This is a genomic window from Mesorhizobium monacense (assembly GCF_056781675.1).
The window spans coordinates 621502-639320 of the sequence record NZ_CM165567.1 but is presented as its reverse complement, the minus strand read 5'-3'; the positions used below and the strand labels follow the sequence as shown (position 1 = coordinate 639320).

General features: G+C 61.3%; 11 protein-coding genes and 3 pseudogenes. 8 read left to right on the top strand and 6 right to left on the bottom strand.

All coding sequences use genetic code 11. From position 1 onward, the window contains the following. Nucleotides 1–47 precede the first annotated feature (47 nt). The 4 genes and pseudogenes from AC1RUK_RS02970 (at nt 48) to AC1RUK_RS02955 (ending at nt 4040) form a co-directional block, all read left to right on the top strand. Nucleotides 48–815, top strand: a complete 768-nt coding sequence (locus tag AC1RUK_RS02970; protein ID WP_436172132.1) for a hypothetical protein — start codon at nt 48–50, stop codon at nt 813–815. 88 nt (nt 816–903) lie between these two features. Then, nucleotides 904–1374 (top strand): DUF992 domain-containing protein, encoded by a 471-nt coding sequence (locus AC1RUK_RS02965; protein WP_436172133.1) that lies wholly within the window; start codon nt 904–906, stop codon nt 1372–1374. 478 nt (nt 1375–1852) lie between these two features. Then, a pseudogene (locus AC1RUK_RS02960) lies at nt 1853–3319 on the top strand (arylsulfatase). Between the two features lie 445 nt (nt 3320–3764). Beyond that, entirely contained in the window at nt 3765–4040 is a 276-nt protein-coding gene (locus tag AC1RUK_RS02955) for a hypothetical protein (protein ID WP_436172134.1), read from the top strand. A 959-nt stretch (nt 4041–4999) separates the two neighbouring features. On the opposite strand, the gene AC1RUK_RS02950 is transcribed toward AC1RUK_RS02955, so the two are convergent. Next, nucleotides 5000–5239, bottom strand: coding sequence for a hypothetical protein (locus AC1RUK_RS02950; RefSeq protein ID WP_481836836.1), 240 nt, complete (start codon nt 5237–5239; stop codon nt 5000–5002). A gap of 110 nt (nt 5240–5349) precedes the next feature. Between AC1RUK_RS02950 and AC1RUK_RS02945 the strand changes: the two are divergent. Beyond that, nucleotides 5350–5607: pseudogene (locus AC1RUK_RS02945) on the top strand (Ros/MucR family transcriptional regulator); the annotation flags it as partial. Nucleotides 5608–5667: 60 nt separating this feature from the next. On the opposite strand, the gene AC1RUK_RS02940 reads toward AC1RUK_RS02945, so the two are convergent. From AC1RUK_RS02940 to AC1RUK_RS02930, 3 genes are all read right to left on the bottom strand, one after another. Continuing rightward, nucleotides 5668–6591 (bottom strand): adenylate/guanylate cyclase domain-containing protein, encoded by a 924-nt coding sequence (locus AC1RUK_RS02940; protein WP_481836837.1) that lies wholly within the window; start codon nt 6589–6591, stop codon nt 5668–5670. 28 nt (nt 6592–6619) lie between these two features. Beyond that, nucleotides 6620–7951, bottom strand: coding sequence for an HlyD family type I secretion periplasmic adaptor subunit (locus AC1RUK_RS02935; RefSeq protein WP_481836838.1), 1332 nt, complete (start codon nt 7949–7951; stop codon nt 6620–6622). 113 nt (nt 7952–8064) lie between these two features. Then, nucleotides 8065–9852, bottom strand: coding sequence for a type I secretion system permease/ATPase (locus tag AC1RUK_RS02930; RefSeq protein ID WP_481836839.1), 1788 nt, complete (start codon nt 9850–9852; stop codon nt 8065–8067). Nucleotides 9853–10098: 246 nt separating this feature from the next. Here AC1RUK_RS02930 and AC1RUK_RS02925 point away from each other — a divergent pair, with 246 nt between their 5' ends. Next, on the top strand, nt 10099–10383 hold the full coding sequence (locus tag AC1RUK_RS02925) for a hypothetical protein (RefSeq protein ID WP_436170163.1): 285 nt from the start codon (nt 10099–10101) through the stop codon (nt 10381–10383). A 269-nt stretch (nt 10384–10652) separates the two neighbouring features. Here AC1RUK_RS02925 and AC1RUK_RS02920 read toward each other — a convergent pair whose 3' ends face one another. Then, nucleotides 10653–12341: an EAL domain-containing protein gene (locus AC1RUK_RS02920; protein ID WP_481836840.1), complete on the bottom strand. Its 1689-nt coding sequence runs from the start codon at nt 12339–12341 to the stop codon at nt 10653–10655. A 1187-nt stretch (nt 12342–13528) separates the two neighbouring features. On the opposite strand from AC1RUK_RS02920, the gene AC1RUK_RS02915 reads away from it, so the two are divergent. Continuing rightward, entirely contained in the window at nt 13529–16366 is a 2838-nt protein-coding gene (locus AC1RUK_RS02915) for a beta strand repeat-containing protein (protein ID WP_481836841.1), read from the top strand. Between the two features lie 123 nt (nt 16367–16489). Here the strand turns inward: AC1RUK_RS02915 and AC1RUK_RS02910 are convergent. Next, a pseudogene (locus AC1RUK_RS02910) lies at nt 16490–17426 on the bottom strand (IS3 family transposase); the annotation flags it as partial. On the opposite strand from AC1RUK_RS02910, the gene AC1RUK_RS02905 reads away from it, so the two are divergent. Next, nucleotides 17376–17597 (top strand): hypothetical protein, encoded by a 222-nt coding sequence (locus AC1RUK_RS02905; RefSeq protein ID WP_481839623.1) that lies wholly within the window; start codon nt 17376–17378, stop codon nt 17595–17597. The pseudogene AC1RUK_RS02910 and the gene AC1RUK_RS02905 overlap by 51 nt on opposite strands. Nucleotides 17598–17819: the final 222 nt, after the last annotated feature.

The following is a 17819-nucleotide window of genomic DNA, read 5'->3' as shown; positions in this document are numbered from 1 at the left end:
AGACGCAAGGACAGTACCGGCAAACTCAAACGCGAAGGACAAATGCAATGAATAGGATTCGCATCACAAGCCTGATGGCTTTTGCTGGAGGTTTGGCCGTGGCAGCCACCGGGGCAATGGCCCAGGACGCCGCCAAGAAGCCGCATGTGCCGCTCGAAAAGACCATCGGCGAGGTTACGCCGACCGGTCCGGTGCCATCGCTCGCCGTCGTCAACTCGGACGGCGCCAAGCTGGAGGGCGGCAAACTGGTCCTGACAGGCGTAGCCAAGAATGCGATTGTATTCGCCGACCGGCCGGTCCGGGCCGCAGGGCATGTCACCACCGAGCAATTCATCATGCAGTGGGATGAAGGCAAGGACAACTTTGCCATCGACCCCCCGAATGCGACCGTCTCGGTGCTCGGCGGCGATGGATCGGATGTAAGCGATGTGGTCGTGACCCTGAAAACTCCGAAGCTGGAAGGAACAACGCTGACGTTCGACGTTGCCGTCCTGGAAGGAAATCTGGACGGCACTGATGGGCCGGCGGCGGTCTTCATCGACAATTTTGGCGGCGGCTTCCATGGCGGTGGCTTCCACGGCGGCTACGCGCATGTCGGTGACGCCACCTTCGCCCACGTCGGCGGATGGCATGGCGGGGGCTATGGCGGGGGCGGCTATTGGCACGCTCCGGTTTACCATGGAGCCTGGTATGGCGGCGCAGGCGTTGCAGCGGGCGTCGTGGCCGGCGCTGCCATTGGAGCCGCGGCGACCGCTCCTTACCGCTACGGCTACGGGGACCAGTGCGGGTACTATCCCTATCCACCGTGCTACTAGGAGGAAATGGCACTTCCAACATTTGGTGGCTCGCTCCCCAGGGAGCGGCCATCGCGAGAAGCGACATCAATTCAAGGGAGACATGACAATGGCCTACCTTCGCAGCGCATGTTTTGCGCTCTTCGTAGTATCGATCCCCCTCGCTGCGACTGCCCAGAACTCGACACAGGTCGGCACATTGTCGTGCGACGTGTCACGCGGGATCGGCATGTTCGTGGTCGAAAAGCAGACACTTGCCTGCGTTTTCCAAGACCAGAGCGGCAAGCTCGAAAACTATGCCGGTTCAATTGATCAGTTCGGCGTGGAACTCGGCGAGGTTAAGAATGGGCATTTGATCTGGGGCGTGGCGGCGGCGACAAGCGGCCTCCCGGCGGGCGCGCTGGCGGGCACCTATGCCGGTGTGGGCGCCAACGCATCGTTCGGCGCCGGCGCTGGCGCCAATATTCTCGTCGGCGGCAGCGACCGCTCGCTCTCCTTGCAGCCGATCTCCGTCGAGGGTCAGCAAGGCATCAACATAGCGGGTGGTGTCACCACCGTCACCTTGACGGCGACTGATTGAGGAACGACTGGTCGCACAACGCTGGGGGCCGCAGAGGACGCGGGTCCTAGGCTGAGCGCGCGCCCCTTGAGGCATGAGATTTTCGCGAAGGGCCTCGCGCACGCACTGCGAGCGGACCCTATTGCTAACTTACCCCTGGATGAAAAAGTACCAGGCTGGCTGGTTGAAGAAGTCGCAGAGCGGTTCTGTTCAGAATATTTTGCCGCAAAGGGCAATACCGCCAACACTTTTTTGATGCCAGCTTTGACAGTACTGCTTGGCATGGCAGGCGTGAACAAGAGATGGGAAGCTCGTCATGAGTGGTAATCATGGTAGTGATCGCCGGCACGGAGTGCAGCAAACGGGCGGACGGATGAAACGGCGCGACCTATTGCTCAGCGGCTGTTCGTTGCTGGTAGCATCAATGCTGCCGGCCGTGCCAAAAGCTCTGGCTCAGACTTCGAAAAAGCCCAACATCCTCGTCATCTGAGGCGATGACATCGGCATTGACAATATCAGTGCCTATAACCTCGGCCTGATGGGCTACAAAACGCCGAACATCGACCGCATAGCCAAGGAAGGCGCTCTCTTCACTGACGCTACGCCCAGCAGAGCTGCACGGCAGGTCGCGCGTCTTTCATCACGGGAGAGCATCCATTTCGCACCGGGCTGCTGACCATCGGGATGCCGGGTTCGCCGCAGGGGATTCCCGAATGGGCACCGACCATTGCCGACCTTCTCCAAGTGCAAGGTTACGCCAGCGGCCAATTTGGCAAGAACCATCTCGGCGACCAAGACTCGCATCTACCGACGGTGCATGGCTTCGATGAGTTCCTCGGCAATCTTTATCACCTGAACGCGGAGGAGGAACCGGAGACCTATTACTATCCGAAGGACCCCGAGTTTAAGAAAAATTTCGGTCCGCGCGGCGTGTTGCATACTTGGGCAGATGGCAAGGGCGGCCAGAAAATCGAAAATACCGGGCCGCTCACCCGCGAGCGGATGGAAACGGTGGATGGGGGAATCCTCGATGCCGAGCAGAAGTTCGTTGCGCAGGCGGCGAAGGATAACAAGCCATTTTTCGTCTGGTTCAACACCACGCGCATGCATGTCTGGACGCATCTGAAGAAATCCGCCGAGGGCCGCACCGGTATCGGTCTTTATCCCGACGGCATGGTCGAGCATGACGACATGGTCGGCCAAGTGCTGAAGCAGCTTGACGATCTCGGGATCGCCGACAACACCATTGTGGTTTATGGCACCGACAACGGCGCGGAAACCGGGTCGTGGCCGGACGGCGGCACCACACCGTTTCACGGCGAAAAAGGCACTACGTGGGAAGGTGGCTTCCGCGTGCCGATGCTCGTCCGTTGGCCGGGCGTCACCAGCCGGGCACCATCATCAACGACATCTTCTCGCAGGAGGACTGGCTCCCGACATTTCTGGCTGCTGCGGCGAACCCAACATCGTCGAGAAGTTGAAGGAGGGTTACGCAGCCAATGGCAAGACATTCAAGGTTCACCTGGACGGTTACAACTTCCTGCCCTACTTCAAGGGCGAGGTCCCGAAAGGTCCGCGCGAAGAGATATTCTATTTTGGTCAGGGCGGTGAACTGAATGCTGTGCGCTGGAACGTCTGGAAGGTTTCGTTTGCCGTCGTGAATGGCAACATTGCCACCGGCACTCGCGATGTGCCAGGCTGGCCTGAGATCGTCAATCTCCGGGCCGACCCCTACGAGAAGGCACCGCGGGAATCAGGCCTCTATCTGCGCTGGTATGCCGATAACATCTGGCTCTTCGTGCCCGTTCAGCAGAAGCTCAAAACCTTCCTCATGACGCTGCCGCAGTTTCCCTTCCAGGAGGGGAGCAGCTTGAACGCGGCGGGTATCAACTACAACTCGCTGGCGGCGATGGAGGCGATGAAACGCCTGCAACAATTGGAAAGCCTTTCGCCACCGGCAAACTAATCGGCTCCGGGTTCAGGCGAGGCTATGAATGCCAGCGATCTTCCGAGAACCATGGTGTCCGCTGGCGAGTTACGCCTCGTCAAGACTCAGCGCCAGCGTGAAACGCGTCAGTATTCTTCAACGCGGGGTGCAACGCGATCACCAGAGACCGATTGGGACGGGCCTCATCCGCGAAACCGCTCAGTGCGCCAGACGGTTCTCCCGTCGACCTTATCGGTTTGTGGATCATCAGGCGCTTGGGCAGGTGCTCGGGATGGACCTCGATCGAGGGCGTGACGGTGGCGCTTCCGGCTGCCGGTAATTGGGCGACGAGACTCCACCGCAAGTTCCCTAAAGGACAATATCGCGGAGCCAAGTGCTCTCCTATGGTTGACCTAGGGGTAGGCCCGACCCGTGCCGATCCCGCACGAGCACGAAATCAAAGCAACCAAGAGAGGAAATGACCATGAACATCAAGATGCTTTGCATGGGCGCGATGGCGCTTTCGATGATGGCCGGCGCCGCACTTGCCGAGCACGGCGGCGCCCTCGACGAGCCGACGAAAATGGCGCCCTTCTACACCGCTGCCGATATGAAGACCTTAAAGTCGGAAGCCGACTTCAAGGCCGCTTGGACGGGGTTGAAAGACGAGGATCGCGCCGCGATAAAGCAGGAATGCGGCGACATAGCCACTGATGACCAGGGGCATGGCGACTTCTGCACGATGGTTGGCCACCAGTAAACGCAGCCGGAAGTCGGAGATGGCGGGCAGCGTTGCCTGCCATTTTTCCATGACCGGATCTTTTCCCTCAGCGCTCATGAGGTTACCGGCGGCGAGCGCGTTCATCCATGTCACGTTGGCTAGCTGCTAAACGACGCTTTACGCAAAGCTGGCCGTGGCCTGTATTAGCGATGTCGGCTTTTTGGTGCAGTGACGGGACCGTAGGAATGTCTGCTATTGGGCGCAAAGCAGCCATGGTTACACTCTCCCTTGTGGGATTTATTGGTCGTAACCTGATGGACGAGTAGAGTATCCGGTTCAAGATGTTGGACCTTCGGCCTACGCGTCGTGGTGGCAGAGGTACCCGCTGGCCTTGGCGGATCCCAAGTCGACCCGACTTCATCTGCCAACCGCCGCAGAGACTCTGCCCATCCAGTCAACCTAGCTGTCCATTCGGACGTCATGCGCCTGTCCGTTGCCCATCCCTCGAACACGTCGGCCAAATGGACCATGTGCCGATAGCCAAGCTCGTAGCGCTCCTCCGACCAGCTTCGCTCTGAAGCTTGATAGAATATGCGTCGATTCTTGTGCTCTTCCATTGCGTTCAATGCGAGCAGGTTCTTCGCCGCGCGGCGAAGCTCTATCCTTTCTCCAAGCTCAGTCCTTCGCCGGTCGCAGCGCGAATCTCGAGCTTCCGAGCCAGTGCAATCCTTTGCTGCGGAGCCAGGCGGGGCATCGGTACACCTTTCGCGCGGTTCGGGGCCCAAGTCCCTCATCTGTAAATCGAGGATCGCCGGTGTTGTTCGATTGAACTCTTGCGCGAACGAAGCCGCAACTCAGGGACGGCATTCCTTTTCGCTATCGAATCTGGCCCGTACAGGGCTCTTTATTCGACTGATATTCGACGTGCACCGCAAGAGCTTCGATAAACTACTGTTTTAATTGCCTTCACCGCAGCCAGCGAGCGCTCCGTTTGCGCCTTAGTTGGGCGTGTACGTAAAATCCTGAGCCGTCAGCGACTGGTAGAAATGATCAAGATCCTCGCGAGTGACGATCATCTTGTCAGCCAAAGCTTCTACCAATTCGCGGATACGTTCGCGGATCTGTTCATTTCTGTTCAGGCGCGCAGCATTGCTATCATTCAGCACATAGCCATGATCTGACGGCTGCTTGGGCCAGCGTCGATTCTCGGCGGCTAGCGACTCCCACGTCACCAGCATGGATTTCGCAAGCTCCTCAACGAGCTCCCGGCTGGGGGGACGAATAACCTACTTTCGAGAATTAGGCAGCCAAGTGAACCCGAGAGGCCTGCTCCGTCCCCGGCGGTTAAAGGTCGGTATTTCCGGACTACATCATCTCCCTCGAAGACGGAAAGAAGTTCAAATCGCTCAAGCGGCATCTGAGCACCCACTATGGGCTGTCTCCGGACGAGTACCGGGAAAGGTGGGGCCTTACGCGTGACTATCCTATGGTGGCGCCGAACTACGCCGCCCAGCGATCGGCACTGGCGAAGTCCAGCGGGCTCGGGCGCAAGGCCGCGGCAAAGCCAGCGAAGAAGGCGGTCAGGCAGCCGGGCCGCAGGGCTTGATCGTTGCGATCCTGCCGGACGAGACGCCAGAGAAAAGGTTCAACGTGAACATTGACGGTGTCAGCGAACCAGCGCTACGCGCGCAACCAGAATTGCCGAAGAGATCGTCGCGGCCGCTTGAAGCCGCTCGCGACTAACGAGTCCGTCCGGGTCAGTTTGAGACAATTTCGTAGTGAAGAACTGGGCGTCGCCGAGGGACGGCCTCAGTCCAGGCGAGATGACGCCGGAGCCGAAGAGGAGAATATCTTCGCGGCGTACAAATACTTCATGGCCGGGTCCCATCGACACAAATGTGCCCGACGAGCTTCGCTCGACAAGTCGGGCCCTGCCATTCGAAATGGTGAAGGTCGCGTGGTGCCTTGAAACCCAGGGCCGCTCGACGACAATATTGCATTCCGGAGATCGGCCGATGGTCACGAATTCGTTGTTTCGACAGGATCGCAACTGATCTCCATAGCGGATGACCAGTTTGGCCAGTCGCGGCGGGACGAAGCGCCTGCCGATAATGGTGCCCCGGCTGGTGATCTGCGTACTGAGGGCCCCATCGTCGCTCCACAGGGTATAGACATCGAAGAGTTCTTGCTTCCCCTTCAAGGCCATTTTGTCGAGGAGCCGCAAGCCACTGCGGCTCCCCGCGGAAAGGGCTTCGCAGAAGCTCTGGCTGATCAACACCTCCCCGGGGTTGGCCGTAGTGGACAACCTTGCGGTGACATTGACAACGTCACCGAAGACCTCGCCCCGTGCGCGAATGACCGCCCCGAAATGCAATCCTATACGGGCGCTCAACGGCCCTTCCGTCAGTTGGCGGCTGATTTGGCAGACGGCCCTCAGCGCCGCCTCCGGGCTCTCGAACAGGCTGAGTACGTCATCGCCCTTCGAATGAATGAAATCACCGCCGTGCCGGGCGACGATCTCGCGCATCGCGTCCAGGCAATCCGAGACCTGCTGCAGAGCGGCATCGTCGCCGATGCGCTCATAGACCATGACTGACGGGCTATTGCTCACGCGATACCTACAAGTCCGACTCGCGGAAGGCACGGCCGAAGGAATCCAGCAGCGGCCGCACGAGATACTCGACGAAGGTGCGCTCGCCCGTCGAGATGTAGGTCTCGACCGGCATGCCCGGATAGATCTTGTCGCGCGACACCTCTGGTGGCAGGTCGTCGGTGATCTTGAGCCGCGCGGTGTAGAAGGGCTGGCCGGACGCCTGGTCGACCAGGCGGTCGGCCGAGATGTAGGTGACCGTACCGTCCACCTGCGGCGTGATGCGTGCGTTGAGCGCAGAGAAATGCAGGCGCGCCTGCTGGCCGATGCGCAGCGTGTCGATGTCGTGCGGGCTGATGCGCGCCTCGATGACCAACAGGTCGGAAGTGGGCAGTAGCTCCATGAACGGCTCGCCGGCCCTGATCACGGCCTGCGGCGAATTGTGGACCGAGCGCACAATGATGCCGTCGGCGGGAGCGCGGATCACAGTGCGGTCGAGGATCGCCTGCGCGGCCCGCGCCTGCTCCTCGACGTCAGCGATCGTCGCCCGCTCGGAGTTGAGCTCGGAGACGGCGTCCTCGACGCGCGCCGTGGTGAGCCGCTCGATCTGCTGCTTCGTCTCGACGACCTGTGTCGACGAGCTGGCAATCTGCGACTGCAGCGAGCCGACCTGGCCGATCAGCTCGGCCTCGACGCGCAGCAAATTGGTGTATTCGGTGCGGTTGGTGAGGCCGTCCTCGAGCAGCTGCTTCTTGCGCTCGATTTCCTCGCGAACGATCTTCAGCTGGTTCTCGCTCGCCTTCTTCTGCTGGTCGAGGCCGCTCATCGCCTCGCGGAGAGCCTGGATGCGCTGCTTGAGGATCTCGCGCTCGGCGATGTAGCGCGCATAACGCGCGTTGAACTCGACCTGCTGCTCGGCCACGACGTCGGGAAAGCCGTCGCCGCGCGAACTGCGCACGATATCGGCCTGGATGACGAGCTTGCTCCCGAGGTCGCGCTCGGCTTCGAGCCGCATCGACTTGGCGCGCAGTGCCGCAAGCTGCTTCAGCATGCGATTGAGCTGCGCCTCGGCCGTCGTCGAGTCGAGCGTCAGCAAGGGCTGTCCCGCCTTGACGTGATCGCCCTCGCGCGCGCCGATAGTCTTGATGATCCCGCCTTCGAGGTGCTGGATCATCATGTTCTGCCCGGCCGCGGCGACGTAGCCTGGGGCGATGGTAGCGCCGGCCAAAGGAGCGGTCGAGGCCCACAGGCCGAAGCCGCCGAGGCAGACGATGATGAATGCATAGCCGAAGCGCGAGACATTTGCCGTGCTAGTGTCGACCGATTTCGTCCAGTCATAGATGCGCGGCTTTTTTGCCATCGAAATCCCGCCCCAGGGTGCGCCAGTTCCAACGAGATCGGAACTCGCGCTCTATCTCTTGTTTCCGCACCGGATTCATCCCGAAAGCCGCTCGCGCTTTCGGTCCGACACGCTCAGTTGGCGCGCATCACCGCCACGAACGAGGCGGAAGGCTGCGCCGCCGCCGGCTCGCGCTGCGGCTGCGGGGCCTGGGGCTGCGTGTCCGTCGCCGCAGGCCTCGGCGGCGTCCCGGCGGCGCCCTGCGCGAGCTTCTGCAGCACGTCCTGGGCCGGACCGAACATCTCGACCATGCCCTCGCGCAGCATCAGGATGCGGTCGCATTTGGCGGCGATCGACGGCCGGTGCGTGATCAACAGCACGGTCGTGCCGCGTTGCTTGGCGTTGAGCACGGCGCGCTCCAGCGCCTGCTCGCCCTCGGCGTCCAGATTGGCGTTCGGCTCGTCGAGCATAATCACCTTGGGATCGCGGTAGAATGCCCGGGCGAGCCCGATGCGCTGGCGCTCGCCACCAGACAGGCGCACGCCGGTCGCGCCGATCACCGTCGCGTAGCCGTTCTTCTGGGCGAGGATCAGCTTGTGCGTCTCGGCAACCTCGGCGGCGCGCACGATCGCCGCGTCGTCGACGTTCGGCTCGAAGCGCGAGATGTTCTCGGCGATCGTGCCCGGAAACAGCTCGACCTCCTGGCTGAGGTAGCCGATGTGACGGCCGAGCTGGTCGGAATCGAAATTCTGGATGTCGGCGCCATCGAGGCGTATGACGCCTGCATGCGGCTTGATGGCACCGACGATGAGGCGGGCGAGCGTCGACTTGCCGGCGCGGCTCGGACCGATGATGGCCACCGTCTCGCCGGGCTCGATGCGCAGACCGATCCGCTTGATCAGCGGCTCAGCGGCGCGGTCGGCGTCCGGCGGATAGTAGATCAGGCCTTCGATCGCGACGGCGCCCTTGAGGTCGGGCAGTTTGATGGTGTCCTTGTTGGCGGTGGTCGCGGATGTGTCGATGCCCCTCAGCCGCCTCCAGGCGCGGTCGGCGTCGGTCACTTGGCGCCAGCCGCCGATGATCTGGTCTAGCGGCTGCAGGGCGCGGCCCGAGATGATCGAGGAGGCGAAGATCATCCCCGCCGTCATCTCGTTCTGCAGCACCAGATAGGCGCCGGCGCCCAATATGCCGTTCTGCAAGAGCTGGCGCGTGGTGCGCGAGAAGCCGCCGAACAGCGCGTTGCGGCGCGAGGCGCTGGCCGCCTGGTTGAGCGACTCGGCGAACTTCTTGCCCCACACCTCGGTCACGTTCGACACCATACCGAGGGCGCGCACGGTCTCGAAGTTGCGACCGAAGGACTGCGCCATGTTCATGGAGACCATCATGGAGTCGGCCGCCTGCTGTCCGGGCTTGGCGGTCGCCTTCTGGTTGGCGAGCGCGACGCCCACCATCACGAAGGCCCCGAACAGCGTGACGAAGAACAACACCGGATGGATCAGGTAGAGCAGCGCGATGAAGAACGGCGAGAACGGCAGGTCGAACAGGAAGAACAGCGAGCGCGAGTTGATGAAGGTGCGGATCGCCTGCAGGTCGCGCAGCGGCTGCACGTCGCCGAGCGCGGCGCGCGGCGCGGTCATCGACACGAGGAATGCATCGGAGCCGATCTGTGTGTCGAGCCGCGAGGCGACCTTGTCGGCATAATAGGCGCGGATGATCTCCAGCATGCCGAGCACCACCAGCGCCGCAGCAGCGAGCAGGCTGATATAGATCAATGTGCTGATGCTATCGGCCGGCAGCACGCGGTCGTAGATCTGCAGCAGATACAGTGGCATCACCAGCAGCAACACGTTGCTCACCGCCGAAAAGATGCCGATCTCGATCAGGCTCCTTCCCAGATACGGGAATTTGGTTCCGCGCGCCATTGAAAGTCCCGCCGGTAAATCCGCTCGGCCGCTCCAACACGCCTAGAGTAGTCGAGTGGACGTTACCCCTTGCTGGCCAAAGAGCGCATTATCGAGCTCAAAAGTATCGTTGAAGTTAACGCCGTCTACCGCAGCGTTCAGCGCCGTGTCCTTTCTGTTTTTACCTCCGTTGCCGCGTTGTGTGCATAGCCGTTCGGAGGACTTCCATTCCGCCGGTCATCCTAGTTTCCAATTTGGGTTGGCGTAATGATGGGGCTTGTGCTGCCGCCGATGTTCGACGTGCAACTGCCCGATCGCGACTGGATGATCCGGGATTTCACGCGCTGGGAACAGAGCCTTCCGTCGGCGTGGCGCAAGCTTCGGCACGAACGACAGCAACAGCGGACCGCAGATCGTGTTGATGCGGCGAGCCTGATGCCGCAAAGCAGCCGGGCCTTCCTGCACACGCGACCTCGCCGAGCCGAACATGATGGTGATCGCCGAGGGCACGAGGAAGTAGGCATCGTTGAGAAAATTCGCGCGGTGATCTAACCTTCGCGGCCATCGCGACACGTATCAGTCCGACGAACCCCGACCGGAGATCGACGCGCGACAGGAACTGTTCTGCCGAAAGGAAGAAAGTCGAACGCCCGATTCGCCTGAATTTCGCCTTTCGGCCGCCCAGTAGGCGATTGCAGAATTTGCACGCCGCTACGATGTTCTCACGTCTGTCTGCGACATTTTTGCCGCAATGGCGTCCTCGTGATCGTCAATCAGGCTCCGCTGCGCAGTCACTATCAAACGCCATCGCTAGACTAAGACTAGGCCGCGTTATTGATTTGCGCGTTGCCCACGCGGCTGAATTCAAGTTTGGAAGCGGGGCCAGGCTCTCCGAACAAATAGCCCTGCACGAACGTGACGCCGCTCGCGCGCAGAAGCTCGAATTGCTCCATGGTCTCAACGCCCTCGGCGGTAGTGGTCATGTCAAGACCGCGACCAATGGCGAGTGTCGATGAAATGACCGCGGCGCAACTGGCGCTTTTTGTCATGTCCTGCGTGAACGACTTGTCGATCTTTATCTTATCGAATGGGAACATCGTCACGTGGCTGAGCGACGAATAGCCGGTCCCGAAGTCGTCGAGAGCGATCGATATCCCGAGGCCCTTGAGCTGACGCAGGACGGCCCAGTGCTCCGGATCGTTTGCCAGAAAAACCGTCTCCGTGACCTCCAGCTCCAAACGTTGCGGCGGCAGCCCGGACTCGACAAGTGCGCACATGACGACATCTAGCAGATTGGTCTGTTTGAACTGCATAGGAGACAGATTGACTGCTAGCTTGATATGTTCCGGCCAGCCGGCCGCGTCGGCGCACGCCTTCTGCAGGATCCATTCCCCTAGCGGCACTATAAGTCCGGTTTGTTCGGCGAGAGGAATGAACCTGTCGGCTTCGACCATTCCCAACTCCGGGTGATGCCAGCGCGCCAGGGCCTCCACGCCGCAAGGCATTCCAGACTTGGCATCGACGATAGGCTGATAGTGGAGTTCCAGTGCCTTACTTGATATCGCCCCGCGCAGGTCGTGTTCGAGCCGGTTACGGGCATCCAGATCGGAGAGCATCCCGGCATCGAAGAAGCAGTAGCGGCTCCGACCGCCCGCTTTTGCCTGATAGAGCGCGATGTCGGCCTTCTTGACCAGATCGACAGGGTCGGCGCCGTCGTCCGGAGCCGCGGCGATCCCGACACAGACGCCGACGTTCACTTGGTTCCCGTCGATACTGAACGGTTCTGCAATGGCGCCGATAATTCGGTTCGCGAGCTCGGTTGCGAATCCACGCGGATCGGTCTCCGACGTGATGATGATCGCGAACTCGTCGCCGCCAAGCCGCGCCAGGACATCGGCTTCGCGCAGCGCAGATCTCAAGCGCTGCGTCACCTCCTGGAGCAGCGCATCTCCGGCGGGGTGTCCGAGCATATCGTTTACCGCTTTGAACCGATCCAAATCCAGCAATAGGACGTTAAATGTCTCGTCGCGCAGGCGTAGGCCGGTGCAGGCCTCCTCGATCTTCTCCATGAAGACCGCGCGATTTATGAGGCCCGTCAATGAGTCGTGCCGGGCGAGGTGGGTAATCTTGATGCTGGATGCCCAGTCAGCCTCCTGCTTCTCTTGTGTGCGACGGACGATCAGACCGGTGAATGCGATGAGGACAAGTGCGACGGCACAACCGCCAACCGCAAGGCTCCCTACAATTATGTTGCTGCGTTGTTCCGCGGCGGCCAAATAAGGTTCAACCCGCCTGGTCACTTCAAGTACGGCGCTAACGTCACCAATTTTCCAGTCGTGTTTCCCGGATTGCGTGTTGCTGTTGTGGCAAGAAATGCAAATCGAATTGGTCATGTGATCGGCAACAGCTACTCGTAGCGAGCGTTGGCCCCCCATGATTTCCAGTCTCTCAAGAACAACATCGGAATTCTCTTGGAAAGCCTCCCAAGCTTTTGCCTGAAAATCATCCATCCGGCCCCTTCTCGTATTAAATATAAGATATGGGGTCGCAGAAGTTAAATTGACTTCTCCAGATATTGCTTTTCGGAAATTCTCCAAATGAAATTTGAACGGCATATTAGTATCAAGTTGGGTATTTGAGTTTGCATCGGCATATCTCTTTTGAAGAGCGCTCAGGTAACGACTCTGATCGTCACGCGTCAATTTGAATTGATTCGCCAGTTCCACACTGCTTCGATGCGTCGCCTCGATCACAGTATCTCTCATCGCGTCGGGCAACGAGATTGCAGTGATACCAATCGCAAAATCAACGACTGCGAGAGTTGGCAGGACAAGGTACCATACAGGACTCATATTCCGAGCTCGGGTTCGTTGACGAGCGATGAACAATCGCTCCTACGCATGCATTAGTTCGGGGCCAGGGTGCACGACGACAGTGGATGGTCGATACCATGAGCGGGCTAACAGGGATTGTGCAAAGCCCTTGGCCATCAAACCTTCCTTTTTTCAGTAATTAATTGACACGTCATTATCCATGCCATGCGAACCCCTTCGGGATGAAGCCTAGCCCGCCGAAGGTTACAGAAAAATTTAGAAAGTGCCCGGATATAGAGGAATGCGACCAGGGATCGGCCGTTACCTATTGAAAACCTATAGACGGTGTGGTGGTACCAAGCTCGCGAACAAATGAGCTAGACGCCCGGGCGGGCAAGCCTAGTCGGGTTGGCGTTTTCGTATTGGTCGGCCTTTCGATCGCTGGAAAGTTCTTCCTGTTCGCTTTTGCTGGCGGCGCGATAATTGGTCTTGTCCGCACATGTCGCCCGATGATGAGCGCCGCTAAGGGTGTGATGGCACCAGGGCGGCGTCTCGCACAGACCGGTTTTACAGCATTTCCCGCCGTCGTTGCCATCAGTGCGCTCAACGCCCTTATTCTTGCGGTGCTCGCGTTGAAGTCCGCGCTCGAGGTATCTTTTGCCTCGGAGCCGCTCGAAGGAATGGCGACCGGCGACGAAACGGTTGATCGTCCTGGCAAATTTGAATCGAGTACGGCTGCGTCACCCGCAGAAGATACAGTCAGAACCGAGGCGACGAGTACGGACAAGAAGCCACTAGACGGCTCGAAGGGACCTGACACGCCGGTTGGATCTGGATCGTCGACAAACCCCCAGAGACTCTTCGCGGGCAACCCCACCACCGGCGTGCTGGCCTTCGTCTCGGCACCCGACTTCGAGAACCCCGCCGACGCCGGCGCCGACAACGTCTACGACGTGCAGGTGCGGGTCTCCGACGGCATCAGCACCGACACCCAGGCCATCGCCGTCACCGTCGGCGACGTCAACGACAACGCCCCGGCGATCACCTCCAACAGCGGCGGGGCAAGCGCTTCGGTCGCGGTCGCCGAGAACGCCACCGCCGTCACCACGGTGACCGCCACCGACGCCGATGCCGGCGCGACGCTGACTTACGCAATCGGCGGCGGCGCGGACGCCGCCCTGTTCACCATAGATCCCACCACCGGCGTGCTGGCCTTCGTCTCGGCACCCGACTTCGAGAACCCCGCCGACGCCGGCGCCGACAACGTCTACGACGTGCAGGTGCGGGTCTCCGACGGCATCAGCACCGACACCCAGGCCATCGCCGTCACCGTCGGCGACGTCAACGACAATGCCCCGGCGATCACCTCCAACAGCGGCGGGGCAAGCGCTTCGGTCGCGGTCGCCGAGAACGCCACCGCCGTCACCACGGTGACCGCCACCGACGCCGATGCCGGCGCGACGCTGACTTACGCAATCGGCGGCGGCGCGGACGCCGCCCTGTTCACCATAGATCCCACCACCGGCGTGCTGGCCTTCGTCTCGGCACCCGACTTCGAGAACCCCGCCGACGCCGGCGCCGACAACGTCTACGACGTGCAGGTGCGGGTCTCCGACGGCATCAGCACCGACACCCAGGCCATCGCCGTCACCGTCGGCGACGTCAACGACAATGCCCCGGCGATCACCTCCAACAGCGGCGGGGCAAGCGCTTCGGTCGCGGTCGCCGAGAACGCCACCGCCGTCACCACGGTGACCGCCACCGACGCCGATGCCGGCGCGACGCTGACTTACGCAATCGGCGGCGGCGCGGACGCCGCCCTGTTCACCATAGATCCCACCACCGGCGTGCTGGCCTTCGTCTCGGCACCCGACTTCGAGAACCCCGCCGACGCCGGCGCCGACAACGTCTACGACGTGCAGGTGCGGGTCTCCGACGGCATCAGCACCGACACCCAGGCCATCGCCGTCACCGTCGGCGACGTCAACGACAATGCCCCGGCGATCACCTCCAACAGCGGCGGGGCAAGCGCTTCGGTCGCGGTCGCCGAGAACGCCACCGCCGTCACCACGGTGACCGCCACCGACGCCGATGCCGGCGCGACGCTGACTTACGCAATCGGCGGCGGCGCGGACGCCGCCCTGTTCACCATAGATCCCACCACCGGCGTGCTGGCCTTCGTCTCGGCACCCGACTTCGAGAACCCCGCCGACGCCGGCGCCGACAACGTCTACGACGTGCAGGTGCGGGTCTCCGACGGCATCAGCACCGACACCCAGGCCATCGCCGTCACCGTCGGCGACGTCAACGACAACGCCCCGGCGATCACCTCCAACAGCGGCGGGGCAAGCGCTTCGGTCGCGGTCGCCGAGAACGCCACCGCCGTCACCACGGTGACCGCCACCGACGCCGATGCCGGCGCGACGCTGACTTACGCAATCGGCGGCGGCGCGGACGCCGCCCTGTTCACCATAGATCCCACCACCGGCGTGCTGGCCTTCGTCTCGGCACCCGACTTCGAGAACCCCGCCGACGCCGGCGCCGACAACGTCTACGACGTGCAGGTGCGGGTCTCCGACGGCATCAGCACCGACACCCAGGCCATCGCCGTCACCGTCGGCGACGTCAACGACAATGCCCCGGCGATCACCTCCAACGGCGGCGGGGCAAGCGCTTCGGTCGCGGTCGCCGAGAACGCCACCGCCGTCACCACGGTGACCGCCACCGACGCCGATGCCGGCGCGACGCTGACTTACGCAATCGGCGGCGGCGCGGACGCCGCCCTGTTCACCATAGATCCCACCACCGGCGTGCTGGCCTTCGTCTCGGCACCCGACTTCGAGAACCCCGCCGACGCCGGCGCCGACAACGTCTACGACGTGCAGGTGCGGGTCTCCGACGGCATCAGCACCGACACCCAGGCCATCGCCGTCACCGTCGGCGATACCAATGATGGTGTTAGCCTGCCGCCGGTATTTACTGGTAGTGGCGATCCGAACGATTTCGACGCGGCTGGGGGAGCGGCATCTTCAACAGTCACAGTCACAGTTGTCAGTGGAACGAGTGAGAGTGAGAGTTATAACGGAACTAATAGTTCCGATACGATCAATGCCGGAAACGGATCTGATAATGTCTTTGGACATGATGGAGATGACATCATAAATGGCCAAAACGGTGCCGACGTTTCCCTTTATGGCCAAACCGGTGCTGATACAATTACTGGTGGAAGTTCAAATGACACAATGTACGGTGGCACTGGAAATGACACTCTTTACGGCGGAGAACCCCCGGTAAGTCCAGGCGGTGGCAGTGGGAGCGACTCCATTTATGGAGGTTCCGGAGCCGATACGATTTACGGGCAAGACAGTAGCGACCTGATCACGGGCGGCTATGGGGCCGACACGCTGAATGGAGGCACTGGCGACGACACTTTTGCGTATCTTTCGCTTCTCGACACGGGCGACACCATCACCGATTTCGAAGGTGCCGGCTTGGCCGGTGGAGATGCAATCAACCTCTCGGCGATCGACGCCATCCCTGGGGGAGTAAATGATACTTTCGCCTTTGGCGGCACAGCCGCGACCGCCAATGGCGTATGGTATTCGGCCTCCGGCGGAAATTCGACAGTCTATGTCGATATCGATGGGAATACCTCGACCGCTGAACTGGCCATCAACCTCACGGGGGTGAGCAGTTTGATTGCGGCCGACTTCATTTTCTGACAGTCTCTCGGCCCTCTCGCGGCGCCGGTCCGGGGCTAGCTTATCACATCTAAATCATTTGACTTGTTCGTCATCTAGCTAAAGGGCGCGCCGGCTTCAAGGCTCTGACCTGCCACTGAAGTTTCATCCAGCGGCGATTAGAGTCTCGACCGTTTCTGTTACGCCGTGGGGCGCGGGTTGAGCAACCAGCGAAGACGCGGAGCCTTCGATCAGCGCAGCGTCGGAGCCGGTTGCGGTGATGACCTCGGCATAGGCCGCCGCGGTCTGGTAGCCGAGCGAGGAATGCGGCCTCGCAGTGTTGAAGTCCTCCATCCATTCAGCGATGGCACTGCGGGCGTGATCCAGGCCGAAGAACAGGCTCTCGTTCAGGAGCTCATCGCGCATCCGTCCATTGAATGACTCGACATAGCCGTTCTGCATCGGCTTGCCCGGCGCGATGTAGTGCCATTCCACCCGATGATCATTCGACCAGGCGAGGATCGCGTTCGAGGTGAACTCGGTGCCGTGGTCGGAGACGATCATGCCGGGCTTGCCGCGGTGGGCGATCAGTTCCGTCAGTTCACGCGCCACCCAGCGGCCGGAGATCGACGTGTCCGGGATCGCCGCCAGGCATTCGCGCGTCACGTCGTCGACGATGTTGAGCACGCGGAACCGCCGGCCGCAGGCGAACTGGTCATGGACGAAATCCAGCGACCATCGCGCGTTCGGCTGCGCCTGGACCAGGATCGGAGCCCGCGTCCCTACCGCTCGGCGCCTGGAGCGTCGCTTGCGCACGGCCAGTCCTTCTTCGCGGTACAGCCGGTCGGTTGATACCCGATGCCTCGCCCGCGCGCCTGAGCAGAATGAACAGCCGCCGATAGCCGAAGCGCCGGCGCTCGTTGGCAAGGTCGCGTAGCCGGCCGCGCAGTTCCGTCTCAGGTGGGCGACAAGAACGATACCGGATCATCTTGCGATCAGCGCCCACAAAGGAACAGGCCCGCCGCTCCGACAGGCCCATCGTGGCCTGCAGATGCGCGACGGCTTCGCGCTTGGCGGCGGGCCCTACCATTTTTTTGAAAGAAGCTCGACGGCGAGCTATCTCGAAGCCTTCGGCAGATTGGAGGCCGGCGATGCAAACGCGCTTACGGCTTTCGCCGCGCAGATCGGCAAATGTCCGGACGACCAGCTCGCCAGCTTCCATCTCAAGCGGCTGCTCAACGGCGCCAAGGGAACGCGGATCAGCCTCGACTGATCTTTGCGCCTGTCGCGACCGCGACTGTCAAGCCTTGTCGCCGGCAGTGTCTGCTCTTGGGATGCGGCTATGGCCTGCTCAACGACCGACATGAGGCGCAAAGCGGACGTCCTGAGCGTGTCATCAATTCTTGGAACCAGAAGCGGATGTTGATCACGCCGAGCCAGAGAAGGTTGGTTTCGGGTTCGTGTCCCGCTACCAAAATCTGCTAAGTTATTGAAA

Excerpts from the sequence above, each read along its gene's own strand:
- AC1RUK_RS02970 (WP_436172132.1), top strand. The coding sequence starts at position 48 with ATGAATAGGATTCGCATCACAAGCCTGATGGCTTTTGCTGGAGGTTTG.
- AC1RUK_RS02965 (WP_436172133.1), top strand. The coding sequence starts at position 904 with ATGGCCTACCTTCGCAGCGCATGTTTTGCGCTCTTCGTAGTATCGATC.
- AC1RUK_RS02955 (WP_436172134.1), top strand. The coding sequence starts at position 3,765 with ATGAACATCAAGATGCTTTGCATGGGCGCGATGGCGCTTTCGATGATG.
- AC1RUK_RS02950 (WP_481836836.1), bottom strand. The coding sequence starts at position 5,239 with ATGCTGGTGACGTGGGAGTCGCTAGCCGCCGAGAATCGACGCTGGCCC.
- AC1RUK_RS02940 (WP_481836837.1), bottom strand. The coding sequence starts at position 6,591 with ATGGTCTATGAGCGCATCGGCGACGATGCCGCTCTGCAGCAGGTCTCG.
- AC1RUK_RS02935 (WP_481836838.1), bottom strand. The coding sequence starts at position 7,951 with ATGGCAAAAAAGCCGCGCATCTATGACTGGACGAAATCGGTCGACACT.
- AC1RUK_RS02930 (WP_481836839.1), bottom strand. The coding sequence starts at position 9,852 with ATGGCGCGCGGAACCAAATTCCCGTATCTGGGAAGGAGCCTGATCGAG.
- AC1RUK_RS02925 (WP_436170163.1), top strand. The coding sequence starts at position 10,099 with ATGATGGGGCTTGTGCTGCCGCCGATGTTCGACGTGCAACTGCCCGAT.
- AC1RUK_RS02920 (WP_481836840.1), bottom strand. The coding sequence starts at position 12,341 with ATGGATGATTTTCAGGCAAAAGCTTGGGAGGCTTTCCAAGAGAATTCC.
- AC1RUK_RS02905 (WP_481839623.1), top strand. The coding sequence starts at position 17,376 with ATGCGCGACGGCTTCGCGCTTGGCGGCGGGCCCTACCATTTTTTTGAA.